17 protein-coding genes are annotated in these 19,787 nt (G+C 65.6%); 11 read left to right on the plus strand and 6 right to left on the minus strand.

The annotated features are described in order from the left end of the window. Positions 1-102: 102 nt before the first annotated feature. The 7 genes from NJG22_RS11195 to NJG22_RS11225 all read left to right on the plus strand — a co-directional run bounded on the left by NJG22_RS11195 (position 103) and on the right by NJG22_RS11225 (position 7,411). On the plus strand, positions 103-1,560 hold the full coding sequence (locus NJG22_RS11195; RefSeq protein ID WP_253094560.1) for an MBOAT family protein: 1,458 nt from the start codon (positions 103-105) through the stop codon (positions 1,558-1,560). Between the two features lie 10 nt (positions 1,561-1,570). Then, positions 1,571-2,728, plus strand: coding sequence for an alginate O-acetyltransferase (locus tag NJG22_RS11200; RefSeq protein ID WP_253094561.1), 1,158 nt, complete (start codon positions 1,571-1,573; stop codon positions 2,726-2,728). Between the two features lie 20 nt (positions 2,729-2,748). Next, positions 2,749-3,396, plus strand: coding sequence for an alginate O-acetyltransferase AlgF (locus tag NJG22_RS11205; RefSeq protein WP_253094562.1), 648 nt, complete (start codon positions 2,749-2,751; stop codon positions 3,394-3,396). A 36-nt stretch (positions 3,397-3,432) separates the two neighbouring features. Then, positions 3,433-4,887 (plus strand): mannose-1-phosphate guanylyltransferase/mannose-6-phosphate isomerase, encoded by a 1,455-nt coding sequence (locus NJG22_RS11210; RefSeq protein WP_253094564.1) that lies wholly within the window; start codon positions 3,433-3,435, stop codon positions 4,885-4,887. A 143-nt stretch (positions 4,888-5,030) separates the two neighbouring features. After that, positions 5,031-5,495 carry a multidrug transporter gene (locus NJG22_RS11215; RefSeq protein ID WP_253094566.1) on the plus strand — a complete coding sequence of 155 codons (465 nt, stop codon included), beginning with the start codon at positions 5,031-5,033 and terminating at the stop codon, positions 5,493-5,495. Positions 5,496-5,624: 129 nt separating this feature from the next. After that, positions 5,625-6,437, plus strand: coding sequence for an SDR family oxidoreductase (locus tag NJG22_RS11220; protein ID WP_253094568.1), 813 nt, complete (start codon positions 5,625-5,627; stop codon positions 6,435-6,437). Between the two features lie 296 nt (positions 6,438-6,733). Then, the gene (locus tag NJG22_RS11225) at positions 6,734-7,411 is read left to right on the plus strand and encodes a TetR/AcrR family transcriptional regulator (RefSeq protein ID WP_253094570.1); all 678 of its coding nucleotides are present in this window, start codon (positions 6,734-6,736) and stop codon (positions 7,409-7,411) included. Here NJG22_RS11225 and NJG22_RS11230 read toward each other — a convergent pair. Together NJG22_RS11230 and NJG22_RS11235 are read right to left on the minus strand one after the other, a co-directional pair. Continuing rightward, the gene (locus tag NJG22_RS11230; RefSeq protein WP_217852921.1) at positions 7,391-8,305 is read right to left on the minus strand and encodes a CoA ester lyase; all 915 of its coding nucleotides are present in this window, start codon (positions 8,303-8,305) and stop codon (positions 7,391-7,393) included. The genes NJG22_RS11225 and NJG22_RS11230 overlap by 21 nt on opposite strands. A 46-nt stretch (positions 8,306-8,351) precedes the next feature. After that, a complete protein-coding gene (locus NJG22_RS11235; RefSeq protein WP_253094572.1) occupies positions 8,352-9,092 on the minus strand; it encodes an SDR family NAD(P)-dependent oxidoreductase in 741 nt (246 codons plus the stop codon). Positions 9,093-9,596: 504 nt separating this feature from the next. Between NJG22_RS11235 and NJG22_RS11240 the strand changes: the two genes are divergently transcribed. From NJG22_RS11240 to NJG22_RS11255, 4 genes are all read left to right on the plus strand, one after another. Continuing rightward, entirely contained in the window at positions 9,597-10,010 is a 414-nt protein-coding gene (locus NJG22_RS11240; protein ID WP_253094574.1) for an acyl-CoA thioesterase, read from the plus strand. 72 nt (positions 10,011-10,082) lie between these two features. Continuing rightward, a complete protein-coding gene (locus NJG22_RS11245; RefSeq protein ID WP_253094575.1) occupies positions 10,083-11,225 on the plus strand; it encodes an acyl-CoA dehydrogenase family protein in 1,143 nt (380 codons plus the stop codon). A gap of 153 nt (positions 11,226-11,378) precedes the next feature. After that, positions 11,379-12,710: a phenylacetate--CoA ligase PaaK gene (gene paaK, locus NJG22_RS11250; protein WP_253094736.1), complete on the plus strand. Its 1,332-nt coding sequence runs from the start codon at positions 11,379-11,381 to the stop codon at positions 12,708-12,710. A 45-nt stretch (positions 12,711-12,755) separates the two neighbouring features. Beyond that, positions 12,756-14,447 (plus strand): thiamine pyrophosphate-binding protein, encoded by a 1,692-nt coding sequence (locus NJG22_RS11255; RefSeq protein ID WP_253094576.1) that lies wholly within the window; start codon positions 12,756-12,758, stop codon positions 14,445-14,447. 133 nt (positions 14,448-14,580) lie between these two features. Here the strand turns inward: NJG22_RS11255 and NJG22_RS11260 are convergent, their stop codons facing one another. From NJG22_RS11260 to NJG22_RS11275, 4 genes are all read right to left on the minus strand, one after another. Then, complete coding sequence (locus tag NJG22_RS11260; protein ID WP_253094577.1) at positions 14,581-15,375, minus strand: SDR family oxidoreductase; 795 nt, start codon at positions 15,373-15,375, stop codon at positions 14,581-14,583. Positions 15,376-15,478: 103 nt separating this feature from the next. Continuing rightward, positions 15,479-16,945 (minus strand): efflux transporter outer membrane subunit, encoded by a 1,467-nt coding sequence (locus NJG22_RS11265; protein ID WP_217852912.1) that lies wholly within the window; start codon positions 16,943-16,945, stop codon positions 15,479-15,481. Beyond that, the gene (locus NJG22_RS11270; RefSeq protein WP_253094578.1) at positions 16,942-18,030 is read right to left on the minus strand and encodes an HlyD family secretion protein; all 1,089 of its coding nucleotides are present in this window, start codon (positions 18,028-18,030) and stop codon (positions 16,942-16,944) included. Before NJG22_RS11270 ends, NJG22_RS11265 begins: the two co-directional genes overlap by 4 nt. 26 nt (positions 18,031-18,056) lie before the next feature. After that, positions 18,057-19,613 carry an MFS transporter gene (locus NJG22_RS11275; protein ID WP_253094579.1) on the minus strand — a complete coding sequence of 519 codons (1,557 nt, stop codon included), beginning with the start codon at positions 19,611-19,613 and terminating at the stop codon, positions 18,057-18,059. Positions 19,614-19,787: the final 174 nt, after the last annotated feature.

Here is a 19,787-nt window from a genome sequence, read left to right on the forward strand (position 1 = left end):
CTCGCCAGCAATGGTTGAGGCAACAAAGGTTTCCCCTGCGTGTTCGTGGGGGGTTTGGGGGGCGCTGTGCCCCAGGTGCTGTGCATAACAAGGAGAACCGGGATGGTCTTCTCGTCCAATGTGTTCCTGTTCCTGTTCCTGCCGGTTTTCCTCGGCTTGTACTACATAAGCGGGAACCGCTACCGCAACCTGCTGCTGCTGGTTGCCAGCTACATCTTCTACGCCTGGTGGCGGGTGGACTTCCTCGCCCTGTTCGCCGGGGTCACCCTGTGGAACTACTGGATCGGCCTGAAAGTCGGCGCCGCCGGCGTGCGCACCAAGCCCGCGCAACGCTGGCTGCTGCTCGGCGTGGGGGTCGACCTGTGCATCCTCGGCTACTTCAAGTACGCCAACTTCGGGGTCGACAGCCTCAACGCGATCATGACCTCGATGGGCCTGGAGCCGTTCATCCTCACCCACGTGCTGCTGCCGATCGGCATCTCGTTCTACATCTTCGAGTCGATCAGCTACATCATCGACGTGTACCGCGGCGACACCCCCGCCACGCGCAACCTGATCGACTTCGCCGCGTTCGTGGCGATCTTCCCGCACCTGATCGCCGGCCCCGTGCTGCGCTTCAAGGACCTGGTCGACCAGTTCAACAACCGCACCCACACCCTGGACAAGTTCTCCGAAGGCTGCACCCGCTTCATGCAAGGGTTCATCAAGAAGGTGTTCATCGCCGACACCCTGGCGGTGGTCGCCGACCACTGCTTCGCCCTGCAGAACCCGACCACCGGTGACGCCTGGCTGGGCGCCCTGGCCTACACCGCGCAGCTGTACTTCGACTTCTCCGGCTACAGCGACATGGCCATCGGCCTGGGCCTGATGATGGGCTTTCGCTTCATGGAAAACTTCAAGCAGCCCTACATCAGCCAATCGATCACCGAGTTCTGGCGGCGCTGGCACATCAGCCTGTCGACCTGGCTGCGCGACTACCTGTACATCACCCTGGGCGGCAATCGCAAAGGCACCTTCAACACCTACCGCAACCTGTTCCTGACCATGCTGCTGGGTGGCCTGTGGCACGGCGCCAACTTCACCTACATCATCTGGGGCGCCTGGCACGGCCTGTGGCTGGCCATCGAGCGCGCGCTGGGGCTGGACACCAACCCGCAGCGTTTCAACCCGGTGAAATGGGCGTTCACCTTCCTGCTGGTGGTGGTCGGCTGGGTGATCTTCCGCGCCGAGAACCTGCACGTGGCCGCGCGCATGTACGGCGCCATGTTCAGCTTCGGCGACTGGCAGCTGTCGGAACTCAACCGGGCCCAGCTCACCGGCCTGCAAGTGGCCACGCTGATCGTCGCCTACCTCACCCTGGCGTTCTTCGGCCTGCGCGACTTCTACCGCAACGCCAGGCCCACGCCCAGGGCCACGCCGGTGCACGTCAACGCCGACGGCTCGCTGGGCCTGGACTGGACCCGGGTCATGACCCGCGCCCTGGTCCTGCTGCTGTTCGCCGCCTCGGTGCTCAAGCTCTCGGCGCAGAGCTACTCACCGTTCCTGTACTTCCAGTTCTGAGGCCTGAATCATGAACCGGACACTTCGCATTACCTATTCGCTGTCGTTCATGGGCCTGCTGGTCGGGCTGGGCGCATGGTCGGTCGGCGGGCTGGAAAGTTTCAACCGCACCGGGCAGATGACCCTGCTCGACGGCAAGCTGGCCAAGGCCGCCGAGACCCACTACGACGAGCAGTTCCCGATCAAGCGCCTGGGTACCAACCTGTGGGCCGCGCTGGACTTCAAGCTGTTCAACGAAGGCCGCCCCGGCGTGGTGCTGGGCCGCGAGCAGTGGCTGTTCAGCGACGAGGAGTTCAAGCCCACCGCCGACGCCGAACAACTGATGCAGGACAACCTGGCGCTGGTGCGCGGCATCCGCGACACCCTGCAACGCCACGGCAGCCAGCTGGTGCTGGCGATCGTCCCGGCCAAGGCGCGGTTGTATTCGGAGTACATCGGCAAGCAAACCCCGGCCAGCCTGCACGACGAGCTGTTCAACCGCTTCCATGCCCAGGTGCGTCAGGCCGGGGTGTTCGCCCCCGACCTGCTGGCCCCGCTGGAGCAGGCCAAGGCCCGCGGCCAGGTGTTCCTGCGCACCGACACCCACTGGACGCCGCTGGGCGCCGAGGTGGTCGCCCAGGCCCTGGCCGAGGCGGTCAACCGCCAGAGCCTGCTCAGCGGCGCGCCGCAGCAGTACATCACCGAGGCCGGCGCCAGCGCGCCGTACAAGGGCGACCTGACCAACTTCCTGCCGCTCGACCCGCTGTTCAGCAACCTGTTGCCAAGCCCGGACACCCTGCAGCAGCGCAAGACCTTGCCGGTGCAGGCCGACGACGAAGGTGGCGACGCGCTGTTCGCCGACAGCCAGATCCCGGTGGCGCTGGTGGGCACCAGCTACAGCGCCAACCCCCACTGGAACTTCCTCGGCGCCCTGCAGCAGGCGCTGCGCAGCGACGTCGCCAACTACGCCGAGGATGGCCACGGCCCGCTCCTGCCGATGCTCAAGTACCTGCAAAGCGATGCCTTCAAGAACGCACCGCCACAGGTCGTGGTGTGGGAATTCCCCGAACGTTATCTGCCAATGAAGAACGACCTCAGCAGCTTCGACCCGCAGTGGATCGCGCAGCTGAAGCAGCCCCGTCAATCCGAAGCAAACCTGGCCCTGTCGTCCAACCGGACGGACCACTGAAGATAGAGAGGAACACGCACATGACCACCAAGACTCGCATTGCCAAAGCCCTCACCCTCGCCGCCGGCCTGAGCCTCGCCTCGATGCAGGCCTTCGCCGGCGCCGACGCCGCCCTGTATGGCCCCAGCGCGCCGAAGGGCTCGACCTTCGTGCGCCTGTACAACGCCACCAGCGCGCCGACCGCCGCCTCGGTCGGCAACACCCAGATCAAGCAGGTCGGCGCCCAGGCCAGCAGCGACTTCAGCTTCCTGCCCGGTGGCGACTACACCGCCCAAGTCGGCGGCAAGAGCGTCCCGGTGAAGCTCGCCGCAGACAAGTACTACACCCTGGTCAACAACAGCGGCGGCAACCCGCAGCTGATCGAGGAGCCGCCGTTCAAGAACAAGCAGAAGGCCCTGGTGCGGGTGCAGAACCTGAGCGACCAGGCGCTGACCCTGAAGACCGCCGACGGCAAGACCGAAGTGGTCAAGCCAGTGGCCGCCAAGGGCCGTGGCGAGCGCGAAATCAATCCGGTCAAGGTCAACCTTGCCCTCTATGCAGGCGACAAGAAAGTCGGCGACGTCAAGCCCGTCGCCCTCGAGCGCGGCGAAGCCGCCGTGCTGTACGTCACCGGTTCCGGCAACAGCCTGGCGCCGGTGTGGGTCACCCGTCCCGTAGCCACTAACTGATTCCAGCCCCTATACGACCTTTATTGGAGAAACGACATGATCCCGGTAATTCTTTCTGGTGGTAGCGGTTCGCGTCTGTGGCCTCTGTCGCGCAAGCAGTTCCCCAAGCAGTTCCTGGCCCTGACCGGCGAACACACCCTGTTCCAGCAGACCATCGAACGCCTGGTGTTCGATGGCATGGACACCCCCATCGTGGTCTGCAACAAGGACCACAAGTTCATCGTCCAGGAGCAGCTGGCCGCGCTGAAGCTGGAAACCCAGGCCATCCTCATGGAGCCGTTCGGCCGCAACACCGCGCCGGCGGTGGCCATCACCGCGATGAAGCTGGTCAACGAAGGCCGTGACGAGCTGATGCTGGTGCTCCCGGCCGACCACGTGATCGAGGACCAGAAGGCCCTGCAGCGCGCCCTGGCCCTGGCCACCGTGGCCGCCGAGCGCGGCGAGATGGTGCTGTTCGGGGTGCCGGCGACCAAGCCAGAGACGGGCTACGGCTACATCCGCTCCAGCCAGGATTCGCTGCTGCCCGAGGGCGTGGCGCGGGTCGCGCAGTTCGTCGAGAAACCGGACGAGAAACGCGCCAACGAGTTCGTCCGCGCCGGCGGCTATTTCTGGAACAGCGGCATGTTCCTGTTCCGCGCCAGCCGCTTCCTCGAGGAACTGAAAAAGCACGATCCGGACATCTACGACACCTGCCTGCTGGCCCTGGAGCGCAGCGACGCAGACGCCGATGTGCTGAGCATCGACGAAGCCACCTTTGCCTGCTGCCCGGACAACTCCATCGACTACGCGGTGATGGAGAAGACCCAGCGCGCCTGCGTGGTGCCGCTGTCGGCCGGCTGGAGCGACGTGGGCTGCTGGTCGTCGCTGTGGGACGTGCACGAGAAGGACGACAACGGCAACGTCACCAAGGGCGACGTGGTGGTGCAGGACAGCCACAACTGCATGATCCACGGCAATGGCAAGCTGGTCTCGGTGATCGGCCTGGAGAACATCGTGGTGGTCGAGACCAAGGACGCCATGATGATCGCTCACAAGGACAAGGTTCAGGGGGTCAAGCAACTGGTCAACACCCTCGACGCGCAAGGCCGCAGCGAGACCCAGAACCATCTCGAGGTGTACCGCCCGTGGGGCTCGTACGACTCGGTGGACATGGGCGGGCGATTCCAGGTCAAGCACATCACCGTAAAGCCTGGCGCCAGCCTGTCGCTGCAGATGCACCACCACCGCGCCGAGCACTGGATCGTGGTGTCCGGCACCGCCGAGGTGACCTGCGACGAGAACGTGTTCCTGCTCACCGAGAACCAGTCCACCTACATCCCCATCGCCTCGGTGCACCGCCTGCGCAACCCAGGCAAGATCCCGCTGGAGATCATCGAGGTGCAGTCCGGCAGCTACCTGGGCGAAGATGACATCGAGCGCTTCGAGGACGTCTATGGCCGTAGCTCGACGCCGCTCGAGCGTGGGGTGTCGGTGAAGACCATCGCGCAGTAACAGCTGCAAGCTGCAAGAAAAAGCGGGGGCGCGGTGAATCGAAATGCTCGATTCGTCGCGCCCCTGCTTTTTTCTTGTGGCTTGCAGCTTGCAGCCTGGCGCTCCAAGATGATCAAACCCCCGCCACCAAGGCCTGTCCCACCATGATCATCGGCGCCCTGCTCGTCCTCACCTGGCTGGTCCTGCTGCTGCGCTATCCCGCCAAGGCCCTGCCGATTTCCCTGGCCGCGGTCTGCGGCCTGGCCCTGGTGGCGCTGTGGGTAGCCTGGCAAGACAGCCGCGAAGCCGCGCAACTGGCCCGCCTGGACATCCGCCTGAGCTACGCCCCGGAACAGTGCCCCGCCGACCGGGCCCTGCAGGTGCACATGAAGAACGCCAACCAGGTCCCGCTCACCGAACTGCGCTGGCGCGTCGGCGCCTATGCCCCGGGCGATACCGTCAACCTTGCCGAGAACACCTACAACGCGCCCCGCTACCGCGGCCCGGGTGAATTGCAAGCGGGAGCGCAATGGCAAGACTGCCTGCCCCTTCCACCATTGCGCTCCGGGTACCGGCCGCAAACCCTCGAATTCCGTGCAGAACACCTGCAAGGTAGCTTCGCCAACTGACCTATCGCCTGTGCCGGCCTCTGCGCGGGCAAGCCCGCGCCTACAGGACGTACGCTGTAGAAGCGGGCCTGGCCTGCGCAGAGGCCAAGGCAGGTCACACTCATTCCATCAGACAACAGGCCCCCAACCATGCCCACCGCCCTGATCACCGGTTGTTCCAGCGGCATCGGCCGCGCCCTGGCCGACGCCTTGCGCGCGGCCGGCCATGACGTCTGGGCGACCGCCCGCAAGCCCGAGGATGTCGAGTGCCTGGCCGCCGCCGGCTTCCATGCCCGGCAACTGGACGTCAACGATGCCGAGGCCATCGCCCGCCTGGCCAGCGAACTGCAGCAACTGGACATCCTGATCAACAACGCCGGCTACGGGGCCATGGGGCCCTTGCTCGACGGCGGCAGCGAGGCCCTGCGCCGACAGTTCGAGACCAACGTCTTCGCCCCAGTGGCTGTCACCCGTGCATTGTTCCCCTTACTGCGCCGCAACCGCGGCGTGGTGGTGAACATCGGCAGCGTCTCCGGCGTGCTGGTCACCCCCTTCGCCGGCGCCTACTGCGCCTCCAAGGCCGCGGTGCACGCCCTCAGCCAGGCGCTGCGCCTGGAGCTGGCACCGTTCGGGATCCGGGTCATGGAAGTGCAGCCGGGGGCAATCGCCTCGCAGTTCGCCAGCAACGCCGGGCGCGAGGCCGAGCTGTTGATCAGCGAGGGTTCGCCCTGGTGGCCGCTGCGCGAAGGCATCCGCGCCCGGGCCCGGGCCTCGCAGGATCGGCCGACCCCGGCCGAGGATTTTGCCCGCCAAGTGCTCAAGGCACTGCAACGCAATCGCGTGCCGCAGCTGATACGCCTGGGCAATGGCAGCCGCGCGTTGCCTTGGCTGGCCCGCTGGCTGCCCGGCGGTATGCTGGAAAAAGTCTTGATGAAGCGTTTCGGCCTCGACGTAAGGCTTTGATCTTCCCGGTTTTACGGGGTTTGAGCGAGCGATAGCTGACCCTATCGCTAACTATAAAGTGCACACCAGAGCATTTTCCAATGTTGCGCCAGGGCCAAGAATCCCTATCGCATTTGAACGGTCACACCAGACATTAGTGTCCTCTCCCGCTGAAATTTGCCCTGCGGGGCCCATTTTGCGGGGGAGAGACACTGCCGGCTCAAAGGCAATCAGGGAGAAACCTCCAGGATCGGAGCCCCATGGTCTGGCTGGCAGTCTTTCTCACAAATGCATACAGGTAAACTCTGGAGTCATTCGTGAAACACGCTCAACTTCCTCGCAAAGTCCCCACGCAAGCCCGCTCCAGGATGATGGTCGAGACCATCCTGAAGACCACCGCCACGGTGGTGGTCAAGCATGGCTATGCGGGAACCAACACCAACCTGGTGGCCGAACGCGCCGGCGTCAGTGTCGGTTCGGTCTACCAGTATTTCCCCAACAAGGATGCCCTGATCGCCGCCCTGTACGAGCGCCACGCCCAGGCGGTGAACCAGATCATCCTCGACGTCGCCGGCCGCCAGGACGTGGCCGACCTGCCCAGCCACATCACCCTGCTGGTACGCGGCTTGCTGCAACTGCACCTGCAGGAGCCCGAGCTGCACCGCATGCTGGACAAGGACTTCGCCTTCCTCAGCAACGGCAGCGGCGAGCACCAGGCACGCATCACCCATTCGATGGAATGCCTGCTGCAACGCTGGCGCCACCGGCTGGCCCACGGCAACCTGCAATCAGCCGCGTGGCTGACCGCGCAGATGATCACCTCGATGGTCAAGGCCTACACCCTGGAAGCACCGCAGATCAGCCAGGCCGGTATCGAAGAGGCGATCTGCTGCTCGGTGACCGGGCTGCTGTGCGCCAGTCCGCACAGCAGCTTCGGCCAGGCCGGTTACCTGGCCAGCGGCATCGTCAGCCACTCACACCTGGGCGCCGCGTGATGCCTGAACCTGCAGCAGTTGCTGGTAGCGCTCGAGCAAACGGCGCGACTGCAGGTAGCTAGGCACCTCGACCACCAGGCCATCGACCTCGGCGCGCACGCTGCCCGAACGGGTAGCGTGTTCGAAGGCGTCGATCTGGCGCTGCGCCAGCTCGGCCTCGGCCGCGGTCGGGGTCAGGTAGCGGTTGGCCACGGCGACGTGCGCCGGGTTGACCACACCCTTGGCCTGGTAGCCGATGGAGCGGGCGAACTGCATGTCCGCCTCGGCGCCTTCGTCGTCGGCGAAGGTATACGGCGAGTCGATCGCCAGCACGCCCGCCGCCGCGCATTCGAGCAGAAAGCGCGAACGCGGGTAGAACAGCTCGGTTCCGGCGCGGCTGCGACCGGCGCCCAGGTCGGCGACCATGTCCTCGGTGGCCACCAGCATCGCCTTGATGCGCGGGGTCGAGTGGGCGATGTCGATAGCCCGGACCACACCCAGCGCGGTCTCGATATTCGGCACGATCAGCGTGGAACCCGCGGCGATGCCGTACTGCCCTTCCAGGCGAGTGATGTGCCAGTCCAGCAGGGCCATCTGCTCGCGCGACTCGACCTTGGACATCATCACCACTTGCGGGCGCGCCGCCATCACCGCCTCGAGGTCCTCCAGGCCGCAGGTCTCGAACGGGTTGATGCGCACCGAGCTGATGCGCCCGCATTCGCGCCAGTGCTGCATGACCCGCGCGGCCAGTTGCCGCGCCTCGGCCCGCCGCTCGGGCGGGGTGAAATCTTCCAGCTCCTGGACCAGCACGTCGCCGTCACCGTTCAGCGCGTCGAGCAATGCCGCCTCGTCGGCGCCGGGAATGAAGAGGAAGGTGCGGCAAAGCGCCAGGGGATTGTCCTTGGAAACAGCCATGTAGACGTCCTGTAGTGAAGGGGAAAAAAGAAAGCGCGCCAGGGCGCTAGAGCATCGCCAAGCCGCCGTCGACGGCAATGGTGGTGCCACTGACGAACGAGGCCTTGCCCGACAACAGCCAGGCGATCACCTCGGCGGCCTCCTCGGCACTGCCCTCGCGACGCAAAGCGGTCATGCCATGCAGTTGCTCGAGCTTGCCGGCGACCCGGGTGGTGTCGTCGAGCATCGGCGTGCGGATCACCGCCGGGGCCACGCAGTTGACATTGATGCCGCGCGGGCCCAGCTCTCGGGCCAGGCCCTTGCTCAGGGTGATCACCGCGCCCTTGCTGGTGGCATAGCCCAAGGTGCCGGCCAGGCCGCCACCGCGAATGCCGGCGACACTGGCCACGGTGCAGATGCGCCCGCCGTGGGGCATCAGCCGCACAGCCTGCTGGACCACACTGAAGGTGCCGATCAGGTTGATGTCCAGCAGTTGACGCAGGCGTGCCACGCTCAAGGCGTCGAAAGCGCTGGTATCGACCACGCCGGCGCAGGTGGCCAGGGCATCGACCTGGCCGAACGCGCCTTCGATCTCGCTGAACACCTGCGCCACCGCCTGCTCGTCGCACAGATCCAGGCAATACGGCCGATGCGCCGCGCCGATGGCGTCGAGGGTTGCGGCCAGGCCGTGGCCATTCAGGTCCAGGCAGGCTACCCGGTAGCCTTCAGCGGCCAGCAGGCGGGCTGTCGCCGCGCCAATGCCGCTGGCGGCACCGGTCACCACCGCCACCTTGGTTCGTTCCAACATATCGAAAGTACTCCTTGCGACAACAGTGCCCATTCAGCACAGGGCACGCTCTTCGACATGCTAAAAGAATGTATACAACTCAACTACTCGCATTCAGAAAAGCGTAATAACGGGGCGCAAGCCCCCACCCATCGCAAATAAACTCGCGTTCTCCAGCCCGGCTAAATAAACAGTCATGGCGTTCGTCGTTACCGGCAAAACGCGAGCTTTTCCCAGTTCAATTTTAATTTCCCTGCGAGCGATCGCCCCCGCGCCTCCCAACGCCGCCAAGAGCGTCGAAAAAACCTAGCAAGACCGCGTATTTCGTGGCCCACAGCTTGTACATAACAGAGCGCAATAGTCAGTTATAAGAATGCGAGTAGCTATCGTTGGACAAGCTGCTTAGGATTAAAACCACTTTGAAACTTTATATTTCAGTCGCACTTCAAGCGCACTGACATGAGACAAAAAAGTTTCAAGATAATGACATTCCTCTCTCCACCCTCATATAAAAGGACGTTCATAATGAGCACCAAGGGTTTCGACACCGTCATTGAAATCAAATACCGCGACACCGACTCCATGGGCCATGTCAGCAGCCCGATTTACTACGACTACATGCAGCACGCCTACCTCTGCTACATGCACGACCTGCTGAAACTGCCAAAGCGCGAAAAACTGCCGCACATCATGGTGCGCAGCGAGTGCGACTACGTGGCCCAGGCCATGTACGGCGAAACCCTGGTAGTCACCAGCTCGGTGGTCAAGTTCGGCACCAAGAGCTTCGAGATCGAGCACATCATGCGCCGCTCGGACGACAGCAAGGAAATCGTCGCCAAGGCCAAGTCGTACCACGTGATGTTCGACTACGACAAACAAGCCACCGTGCCGGTCCCGCAAGCGTTCAAGGACCAGGTCCTGGCATTCCAGGAAGGCTGAGCCCGGGCTCAGGGATGATGGTTTCGCCGGGCGCCTGGCGGCCGGCGAGCAGACTGCAAAGGAACTCTCGCGATGAATTTTTCCTGGACGCCCCAGCAGCATGAACTGCTGGTGAAATACCGGGCCATCGGCGCCGAGCTGGCACACGCCCGCCGCAGCGCCGAACCGGGTTTCGACCATTACGGCTGGCAACGCCTGTGCGATGCCGGCCTCTGGCAATTGGTCATCCCCGCCAGCCACGGTGGCCTGGGCGAGGACTGGTGGGGCTTCACCGCCGCCCTCGAAGGCCTGGCCTCGTCGATCCGCACCCCTGAGCTGCTGCTCTCGGTGATCGCCCAGGCCGGCATGGTCCGTGCCCTGATGCTGTACGGCAACGACGAGCAGAAAGATCGCTACCTCACCGCGATCCTCAATGGCGCGCTGAGCGCCACCGGCATCGCCGAACCTGGCACCGGCACCGACGTGCGCAGCATCCACAGCCTGCTGACCCCGGTCGATGGCGGCTACCGCCTCAACGGCAGCAAGTTCAACATCGCCCACGCCCCCGTGGCCGACTTCATGCTGATCGTCACCAAGCTGGACACCGACGCCAAGGCCAATATCGCCCTGGTGATGATCGACAAGGACACCCCGGGCCTGACCCGCGGCCAGCCTGACGACAAGCTCGGCAACAAGCACCTGCCGACCGGCCCGCTGCACTTCGACAACCTGCACGTGCCGACTGCCCAGGTGCTCGGCGAGCCAGGCCGCGGCCTGCAGCAGCTGATCAAGATCATCTCCCTGGGCCGCCTGTACTACGGCCTGGTGGCGGCCAACCTGCCTACCCCGTTCCTCGCCGAAGCCATGCAGTACGCGGCCAAGCGCGAAAGCTTCAACAGCACCATCGACAACCACCAGTACGTGCAGAAGCGCCTGGTGGACCTGGCCATGGGCATCGAACGCAACCGCTGGATGGCCTATGCCGCCCTCGACCAGTTGCTCAACGACCAGCCCCAGGCCCTGATGAACTGCTCGATCGCCAAGCTCGGCGCCGCGCAGGACTTCATCAACAGCGCCATCAGCCTGCTCAAGCTGTACGGCAGCCTGGGCTACCACGAAGGCGACGTCGCCAACCTGGTCAAGGATGCCCTGGGCTTCGCCAGCGTCGGCGGCACCGAAGAGATGCACCAGAAGAACATCTTCAACCAGCTGCTGCGCCTGACACAGGCCGTCTGAACGGTCGAGCCCGCAGCTCGCAAGCCCTGCCATGCCCTGCCGGCACGCCAGGCCAACCCTTCGGGGTCGGCCTGGGGTGAGCCGGCAGTGGGGCTTTGCCTGCCTTCCATTGCGCCCTACACAAAGAGAGCAGATCCGATGCCCATCCCATCGATGCCCTTGCACAGCACAACGTCCACCGCCTTCGCCGACCCGGTCGACGATCGTTTCGAACAAGCCAGCGTCGACGCCCTGCGCGCCCACCAGCTGCAGCGCCTGCGTGTCACCCTGGAACATGCCTACGCCAACGTGCCCTGGTACCGCGAGCAGTTCCAGGCCCTGGGGGTGCACCCACAGGACATGACCCAGCTGGAGGACCTGGCCCGTTTCCCCCTGACTAGCAAGGCCGAACTGCGCGAACACTACCCGTTCGGCCTGTTCGCCGTGCCCATGGACCAGGTGGTGCGCCTGCACGCCTCCAGCGGCACCACCGGCAAGCCCACCGTGGTCGGCTACACCCGGCATGACATCGATGTCTGGTCGTCGCTGGTGGCCCGTTCGATCCGCGCCGCCGGTGGCCAGCGCGGCGACCGGATCCACATCGCCTACGGCTACGGCCTGTTCACCGGCGGCCTGGGCGCGCACTACGGCGCCGAGAAGCTTGGCTGCACGGTGATCCCGATGTCCGGCGGCCAGACCGAGAAACAGGTCCAGCTGATCCGCGACTTCCAGCCCGACATCATCATGGTCACGCCGTCGTACATGCTCAACATCGCCGAAGAGATCGAGCGCCAGGGCCTGGACCCGCGCGCGCTGTCGCTGCGGGTCGGGATCTTCGGCGCCGAGCCGTGGGGCCAGCAGATGCGCGCCGAGCTGGAACAGCGCCTGGGCATCCAGGCCCTGGACATCTACGGCCTGTCGGAAGTGATGGGCCCGGGCGTGGCCATGGAGCACCTGGACACCAAGGACGGCCCGACCCTCTGGGAAGACCACTTCTACCCGGAGATCATCGACCCGGTGACCGGCCAAGTGCTGCCCGAGGGCGAGTTCGGCGAACTGGTGCTGACCACCCTGAGCAAGGAAGCGCTGCCGATGGTGCGCTACCGCACCCGCGACCTGACCCGCCTGCTGCCGGGCAACGGCCGCGCCATGCGCCGCCTGGACAAGATCACCGGGCGCAGCGACGACATGCTGATCATCCGCGGGGTCAACGTGTTCCCCAGCCAGATCGAGGAACAGCTGCTGAACCTGTTCATCTTCAGCCCCGTGCACGAACTGCACGTCAGCCGCGAAGGCAACCTCGACGCCCTCACCATCCAGGTCGAGCTGCGCCCGGAGCACAGCCGGCTGAGCAACGAGGAACAACAGGCGGCCTGCCAGCAGCTCAGCCACCGGATCAAGGTGCATGTCGGCATCAGCACCCGCATCGTGCTCAACCCCTGCCACTCCCTGAAGCGCTCCGAAGGCAAGGCCGGCAAGGTCATCGACCTGCGCGGTACACGCTGACGACGCGCCATCCCTCCTCAACGGACTCACGAGGTTGACTCCAACATGGACATGACCATCGGCGACTTTCTCCTGCGTCGCCTGCAGGAATTCGGTATCCGCCATCTGTTCGGCGTGCCCGGCGACTACAACCTGACCTTGCTCGAACAGGTCGAGGTCATGCCGGACCTGCAGTTCATCGGCAACTGCAACGAGCTCAACGCCGCCTACGCCGCCGACGGCTACGCCCGCGCCCAAGGCTTCGGCGCGGTGCTGACCACCTATGGCGTGGGCGACCTCAGTGCCCTGAACGGCATTGCCGGGGCCTATGCCGAGCGGGTGCCGGTGGTCATGATCTCCGGCATGCCGCCGCTGCACGCGATCATCGACCGGGCGCTGATGCACCACACCCTGGCCGACGGCAACTACGACAACATCATGGTTGCCGTGCGCCAGTTCACCGTGGCCCAGGCGCGTATCACCGTGGAAAACGCCGCGCAGGAGATCGACCGGGTGCTGCAGACCTGCCTGCGCGAACGCCGCCCGGTGTACCTGCAACTGCCCTCCGACCTCGCCTACCTGCACATCGAGGTGCCCGACACCCCGCTGCAACGCTGCGAAAGCCGCAGCGAGCCGGGCCAACTGCAGCACGTGGTGACCCAGTTGCGCGAACGCCTGGCCAAGGCCAGTCGCCCGGTGGTACTGGTGGACATCGACGTCGAACGTTTCGGCCTGACCGAGCAGGTGCTGGAGCTGATCGAGCGCCTCGACCTGCCGTTCGCCAACCTGCCGCCGGCCAAGGCCATGCTGCCGGAGACCCACCACCTGTTCCTTGGCACCTACGCCGGTGCCGGCAGCGCCCCGGCGGTGCGCGAGGCGATCGAACAGGCCGACTGCGTGCTGAGCATCGGCGCGCGCTTCACCGACGTCAGCACCGCGCTGTTCTCGCAGAAATTCCAGGACGGCGCGCTGATCCAGCTGCAGCCCTACGCCGCGTCGATGGCCAAGGTGCACTACAACGCGGTGAGCATGCGCCAGGTGCTGGAAACCCTGGTCCAGCAACCGCCGGTGATGCAGGCCGTGGCGCGCCAGGTCCCGCCGTTCAGCGGCCCGGCGGCGTTCCGCGCGCTGCCCGAGCACCCGCTGAGCCAGCTACGCTTCTGGCAGCGCATCGCCCACCTGATTCGCGGCGACGAGTTGATCATCGCCGAGAGCGGCACCTCCTCGGCCGGGCTCAACGGCCTGCGCATGCCGCGGGGGGTGACCTACCTGACCCAGCCGATCTGGGGCTCGATCGGCTACACTCTGCCGGCCCTGCTCGGCACCCTGCTGGCCCAGCCGCAGCGCCGGCAAATGCTGTTCATCGGCGACGGTTCGTTGCAGATGACCGTGCAGGAGCTGTCGACCCTGCTGGCCCATGACCTCAAGCCGATCATCTTCCTGATCAACAACGATGGCTACACCATCGAGCGGCTGATCCTCGGCGAGAACTCCAGCTACAACGACATCAACCCGTGGCGTTATGCGCAACTGCCCAAGGTGCTCGACACCCGCGACCGCGCCCGGCACTTCACGGTGCACACCGAGGACCAGCTGGAGGTGGCGCTGATCGAGGCCGAGGCCTGCGACGCGCTGGTGTTCATCGAGGTGGTGATGGAGCGCATGGATGCGCCGGAGTCGCTCAAGCGCTTCGCCCGGCTGTTCGCCGAATTCGACTACGGGCTGCCGGCGCTGAGCCAGCCGACCTTGGCGCATTGACCCAAAGCCGGCTCCTACACAGATGCCAACCTGTAGGAGCCAGCCTTGCTGGCGAACCAGGCAACACCGTGTTCACCAGTGATCGCGACCCCAGCAAAGCCCGGACGGCATGGCCGCCCGGGCTTTTTTTGCATCAGGCGATCGAGCGCACCACCCCGCCATCCACGCGCATGGCCGCGCCGGTGGTGGCACTGGCCTGGCGCGAAGCCAGGTAGACCACCAGGTTGGCCACCTCTTCCACCGTGGCCAGGCGCTTGATGATCGAGCTGGAACGGTGCTCGGCGATGAAGCTGGCCTCCAGTTCCTCCACCGGCTTGCCGGCCTCGTCGGCCATCTTCTCGAAGTAACCGCCCACCCCTTCGGAACGGGTTGGCCCCGGCAGCACGGCGTTGACCGTCACCCCGGTACCGGCCAGGGTCTCGGCCAACCCACGGGAAACCGCCAGCAACGCGGTCTTGGTGGTGCCGTAGTGGATCATCTCGGTCGGGATCTGCAACGCCGACTCGCTGGACATGAACAGCACCCGCCCCCAATTGCGCACTTTCATGCCCTGGGCGTAGTGACGCGACAGGCGCACCGCGCTCATCACGTTGACCTCGAAGAAGTGCTGCCAGTCCTCGTCGCTGATCTCGAAGAAGCCCTTGGGCTCGAAGATGCCCAGGTTGTTCACCAGGATGTCGGCTTCCGGCTCCTTGGCGATCAGCTTCTTCACGCCCTCGAGCGTACCCAGGTCGGCGACCACGCCGGACACCTTGGCGCCGGGCAGCTTGTCGGTGATTTTCTTGATGGCGCGTTTGACCCGGCCTTCATCGCGGCCGTTGATCACCACATTCGCACCCGCCTCGGCCAAGCCGAAAGCGACGGCGAACCCTATGCCGGCCGTGGAACCGCTGACGATTGCACTTTTGCCGTGCAAGGAAATATTCATACCTGCGTCCTTTTTCTGGATGATATCTGTTCCCAAAAACGACACGCCGCCAACAACGCAAGCATTGTTGGCGGCGTGCCTCATGGCTCTTTGACCGCGGCTTTCAATCGCGTTCAACCTTGGCTTGCAACACTGGCGCAAACGATTGCCAGCCACCGCCCAGGGACTTGTACAGCCCGACCATGGACAACGACGTGGCAGCGCTGCTTTCCACCCACTGTTCCTGGTTGGCCAGCAACGCGCTCTGCACCGTCAACACGTTGAGGAAGTCCACCGCGCCTTCCACGTACTGGCGCTTGGCGTTGTCCAGGGCCACCCGGCTCTGGCGCACCGCTTCCTCGAGCAGGTCGCGGCGCAACTGGCTGGCGTTGTACTGGCGCAACACATCGTCCACTTCGTGCCAGGCCCGCAGCACCGTCTGCTGGTACTGCAGCGCCGCTTCCTGCTGCTGCGCCTCGCGCAGTTCGAGCACGCCCTTGAGGCGCCCGCCTTCGAAAATCGGCAGGTTCAACTGTGGCCCGATGGCGAAGCGCCGCGCGTCCCAGTTGCCGAAGTCGGACAGCTGCATCGACTGGAAGCCGGCGCTGCCAGACAGGCGAATACTGGGGTAGAAGTTGGCCTTGGCCACGCCGATGCTGGCGGTGGCCGCATGCAGCCGCGCCTCGGCCTGGCGGATGTCGGGACGGCGCTCGGCCAGCTCCGACGGCAGGCCCATGGCGAAGCGCTGGGCGGTGCGTGGCAGTTCGCCTGGTGTCAGCAGCTCTTGCTGCAAGCTGCGCGGCGGCTCGGCCAGCAGCAGGCTCAGGGCGTTGATCAACTGCGCCTGGCGCTCTTCGAGGGTCGGCAGGCGCGCCTCGACCGCGGCCACCTGGGCGGCAGCCTGGGCGACATCGAGGTTGGTCGCCACGCCGTCGCTCAGGCGCATCTGCGACAGGCGCAGCGAGTGGCGGGACACGTCCAGGTTCTCGCGCACCACGCCCAAGGTGCTCTGCACCGAGCGCAACTGAATATAGGTGCTGGCGGTTTCTGCCAACAGCGACAACAGCACGCCCTGGCGATCGTTTTCGGCGACCTCGACACTGGCGTCGGCCGCTTCCACTTCACGGCGCACGCGGCCCCACAGGTCGAGCTCCCAGGCCGCGACGAAGTCGCCCTGCCACAGGTTGAACGCCGACTTGCCATTTTTGCCAGACGGGTCGGCGAGGCCTTCGGCGCTGTTGCGCGCACGGCTGTAGCCGGCGTCCAGGTCCACCGACGGGTACTGCTCGGAGGCGATGCTCATGCGCAGCGCACGGCTTTGCAGCAGGCGCGAGGTGGCGATCTGCAGGTCCAGGTTGCGCTCTACCGCGCGCTGGATTAGCGCCGTGAGTTGCGCATCATGGAACGTCTCCCACCAGCGGGCCTCCAGCGGCGTGCTCTGCGGCTGGCTGGGCGCGGCCTTTTCCTGCAACGCCGGCCAGGCCGCCGGGGCGCTCGAGGCGGGCTTGTGAAAGTCCGGGCCGAGGGTGCAGGCGCTCAAGGCCAGGGTGGCGCCCAACAGCAAGGGCGTGCCGGTACGTGCAAGCTTCATCGGGCGCTGACCTCCTGGTGGGGCTTGGCCCGGGCGTCCTGGCCACCTTCGCTGCCGGTGTCGATATCGGCGATCACCGACATGCCCACGCGCAGGCGCTGCAACAGTGGCTGGTCGGCGTCGAAGACGATCTTCACCGGAATGCGCTGCACCACCTTGGTGAAGTTGCCGGTGGCGTTGTCGGGCTTGACCGCCGCGAAGGTCAGGCCGGTGGCCGGCGCGACGCTCTGCACCACACCGCGCAGGCGCTCGCCGGGGAAGGTATCGACGCTCACCTCGACGCGCTGGCCAGGCAGCACGTGGGTCAGCTGGGTTTCGCGGAAGTTGCCGATCACGTAGGCGCGCTGCAACGGCACCACCGAGAGCATCTTCGCCCCGGGCTGAACATAGGAGCCGATGCGCACCGCGCGCTCGCCGACCATGCCGTCGATGGGCGCGACGATGGTGGTGTACGACAGGTCCAGGCGTGCCCGGTCCAGGGCCGCGTCGGCATGCTTGCGCCCGGCCTCGGCGGCCTGCAGCTGCGCGCTGAGGATGTCGGTCTGCTTGCGCGCCGCCGCCAGGGCGGCGCTGGAGTTGGTCAGCCGCGCCTGGGCCTGGTCGACCCGGCTGCGCGCCTGCTGGGCGTTCTGCACGGTGCCGGCACCCTGCTCGGCCAGGCGCGTGTGGCGGGTCAGTTCATGGCTGGCGAAGGCCAGTTCGGCCTTGTCGGCAGCCACTGCGGCCTCGGCCTGGGAGATCAGCGAGGCCTGGCGCTCCAACGTTGCCTTGGCGTTCTGCAACTGTGCCCGGGACATCTGCGCCTGGGCCTCGGCCGCCGCCAGGGCGGCCTGGAAATCGCGGTCGTCGATGCGTGCCAGGGTCTGCCCGGCCTTGACCTGCTGGTTGTCTTCCACCAGCACCTGGGTGATGAAGCCGGCCACTTTCGGCGCCACCACGGTGTAGTCCGCCGACACGTAGGCGTCGTTGGTCGATTGCACGCCACCGCCGCCGAACAGCGACGGCAAGGCCGTGAAGGCGATGCCGCCAACGACGATGACCGCCGCCGCAATCAAGGCCAGTTTGTGGTTTTTGCTTATGCTCATGATGTCTTTCTCTCTCAACAAGAACGCTATGCCACCGCCCGCGGTGGATAGATCCGGGTAGGCACGAAGGGAATCAGCACGATCAGCGCCAGCGCCAGCAGCGCCATGCACAGGTAGAGGTCAGCCGAGGTCAGCACCACGGCCTGCTCGTGAATACGCTTGGCCAGGCCCGCGGCATTGCCGTCGACCAGCGGCGAGTTGCCCAGGTTGTCCACCAGCATGTTCGAATGGAAATGCCGGCGGCTGGTGGTCAGCGCGTCGAGCACCCCGGCGGCGACCACCGAGGCCAGGCCCTTGACGGTGTTGAACCAGGCCGAGGCGAACGGGCCGTCCTGCGGGGTCATGCCGCCGGTGGCGAGCATCAGCAGCGGGATCACCGCCATGGGCTGGCCGAAAATCTGGAACAATTGCAACACGTAGAAGTTGTCGCGGATCCACTGCGAGGTGACGAAGGTGCCGCCGAAGCAAGAGATCGCCAGCATGCCCAGGCCGATGGCCAGCACCCAGCGGCAGTCCACCGCGCGGATGTTGCACAGCGCCGCGGTCAGCGGCAGCGCCAGCAACTGCGGCAAGGCCACCAGCAGCATCACCGGGCCCGTCTGCGCCGGGCGGTAGCCCTGGATCTGGGCGAGGAAGCTGGACGGAATGATGATCACCGCCGACAGCACCACCAGCACGCCGCCCAGGGTGATCAGGGCATGGGTGAGGTTGCGGTTGGTGAGCATCTGCAACTTGAAGAACGGCAGCGGGTGGGACCACTCGTTGATCATGAACAGCACCAGCAGCGCCAGGCCACCGCCCAGCAACCAGCAGATCATCGGCGAGTTGAACCAGCCGTAACGGTCGCCCTGGGACAGGCCGATGACGATCGAGCAGATCGCCGGCAGCCCCAGCAGCAGGCCGCGCCAGTCGAACTGCTTGAAACGCTCCAGGCGCAGCGGGTCCTGCGGCAGGCCCCAGGCCACGCAGGCCATGGCCAGCAGCGAGGGCACGATGATCTGCCAGAAGGCCCACTGCCAGCCGACGTATTCGGTCCACAGGCCGGCCAGTGGCAGGCCCAGGCTGGGGCCGAAAGTGGCGGTCAGGGCATAGCCGGCCAGGCCGTAGAGCTTGATGCCCGGCGGCAGGAAACGCAGCGCCACGCTCATCAGCATCGGCGGCAAGGCGCCGCCGGCGAAGCCTTGCAGGGTGCGCAGCAGCATCAGGCTTTCCTGGTTGGGCGCGAACGGGCACAACAGGCCAAGCACGGCGAAGGCGCCGATGGCGCACAGGGTGAAACGGCGCAGGGAAAAGGTCACCGAGCACCAGGGCGCGAAGGCCATGGCCGACACCGAAGTGGCCGAGTACAGCGCCACCAGCCACGAGCCTTCGTCGGCGCCGATGCCCATGCCGCCACGGATGTCGGCCAGGGCCATCTTGGTGACCATCTCGTTGAGGCCGGCGCACAGCACCGCCAGCAGCACACCGACCAGGCCGACCACGATGCGCGGGCCGAACGCCGGTGGCGCGGCCGGCTTGGCCGGTGCCGGCGCTGCGGCGCTCGCGGGGGCGGCCACGGAAGCCGTGGCGGCCAGCGAAGTCATGGCCTGGCCCCGGTGGCGCGGGCTGGGGCGGGACGAGGCAGATAGGCACGCATGGCTTTAGAACTCCGGGAAAAGTAGATACCCGGCAAGTCTAGGGAGGCACAATGCTGTCGAAAACTGACATATTCGCAGCTTTATGCTGCATGCAACACAACTATGAAGTCACATAATCAT

The sequence above is a fragment of the Pseudomonas sp. VA159-2 genome (genome assembly GCF_024126635.1).
Lineage (GTDB): Bacteria > Pseudomonadota > Gammaproteobacteria > Pseudomonadales > Pseudomonadaceae > Aquipseudomonas > Aquipseudomonas muyukensis.

Bases quoted from the DNA above. Each gene is read 5' to 3' on its own strand.
- NJG22_RS11195 (WP_253094560.1), top strand. From the start codon at position 103: ATGGTCTTCTCGTCCAATGTGTTCCTGTTCCTGTTCCTGCCGGTTTTC.
- NJG22_RS11200 (WP_253094561.1), top strand. From the start codon at position 1,571: ATGAACCGGACACTTCGCATTACCTATTCGCTGTCGTTCATGGGCCTG.
- NJG22_RS11205 (WP_253094562.1), top strand. From the start codon at position 2,749: ATGACCACCAAGACTCGCATTGCCAAAGCCCTCACCCTCGCCGCCGGC.
- NJG22_RS11210 (WP_253094564.1), top strand. From the start codon at position 3,433: ATGATCCCGGTAATTCTTTCTGGTGGTAGCGGTTCGCGTCTGTGGCCT.
- NJG22_RS11215 (WP_253094566.1), top strand. From the start codon at position 5,031: ATGATCATCGGCGCCCTGCTCGTCCTCACCTGGCTGGTCCTGCTGCTG.
- NJG22_RS11220 (WP_253094568.1), top strand. From the start codon at position 5,625: ATGCCCACCGCCCTGATCACCGGTTGTTCCAGCGGCATCGGCCGCGCC.
- NJG22_RS11230 (WP_217852921.1), bottom strand. From the start codon at position 8,305: ATGGCTGTTTCCAAGGACAATCCCCTGGCGCTTTGCCGCACCTTCCTC.
- NJG22_RS11235 (WP_253094572.1), bottom strand. From the start codon at position 9,092: ATGTTGGAACGAACCAAGGTGGCGGTGGTGACCGGTGCCGCCAGCGGC.
- NJG22_RS11240 (WP_253094574.1), top strand. From the start codon at position 9,597: ATGAGCACCAAGGGTTTCGACACCGTCATTGAAATCAAATACCGCGAC.
- NJG22_RS11245 (WP_253094575.1), top strand. From the start codon at position 10,083: ATGAATTTTTCCTGGACGCCCCAGCAGCATGAACTGCTGGTGAAATAC.
- paaK (WP_253094736.1), top strand. From the start codon at position 11,379: ATGCCCTTGCACAGCACAACGTCCACCGCCTTCGCCGACCCGGTCGAC.
- NJG22_RS11255 (WP_253094576.1), top strand. From the start codon at position 12,756: ATGGACATGACCATCGGCGACTTTCTCCTGCGTCGCCTGCAGGAATTC.
- NJG22_RS11260 (WP_253094577.1), bottom strand. From the start codon at position 15,375: ATGAATATTTCCTTGCACGGCAAAAGTGCAATCGTCAGCGGTTCCACG.
- NJG22_RS11265 (WP_217852912.1), bottom strand. From the start codon at position 16,945: ATGAAGCTTGCACGTACCGGCACGCCCTTGCTGTTGGGCGCCACCCTG.
- NJG22_RS11270 (WP_253094578.1), bottom strand. From the start codon at position 18,030: ATGAGCATAAGCAAAAACCACAAACTGGCCTTGATTGCGGCGGCGGTC.
- NJG22_RS11275 (WP_253094579.1), bottom strand. From the start codon at position 19,613: ATGACTTCGCTGGCCGCCACGGCTTCCGTGGCCGCCCCCGCGAGCGCC.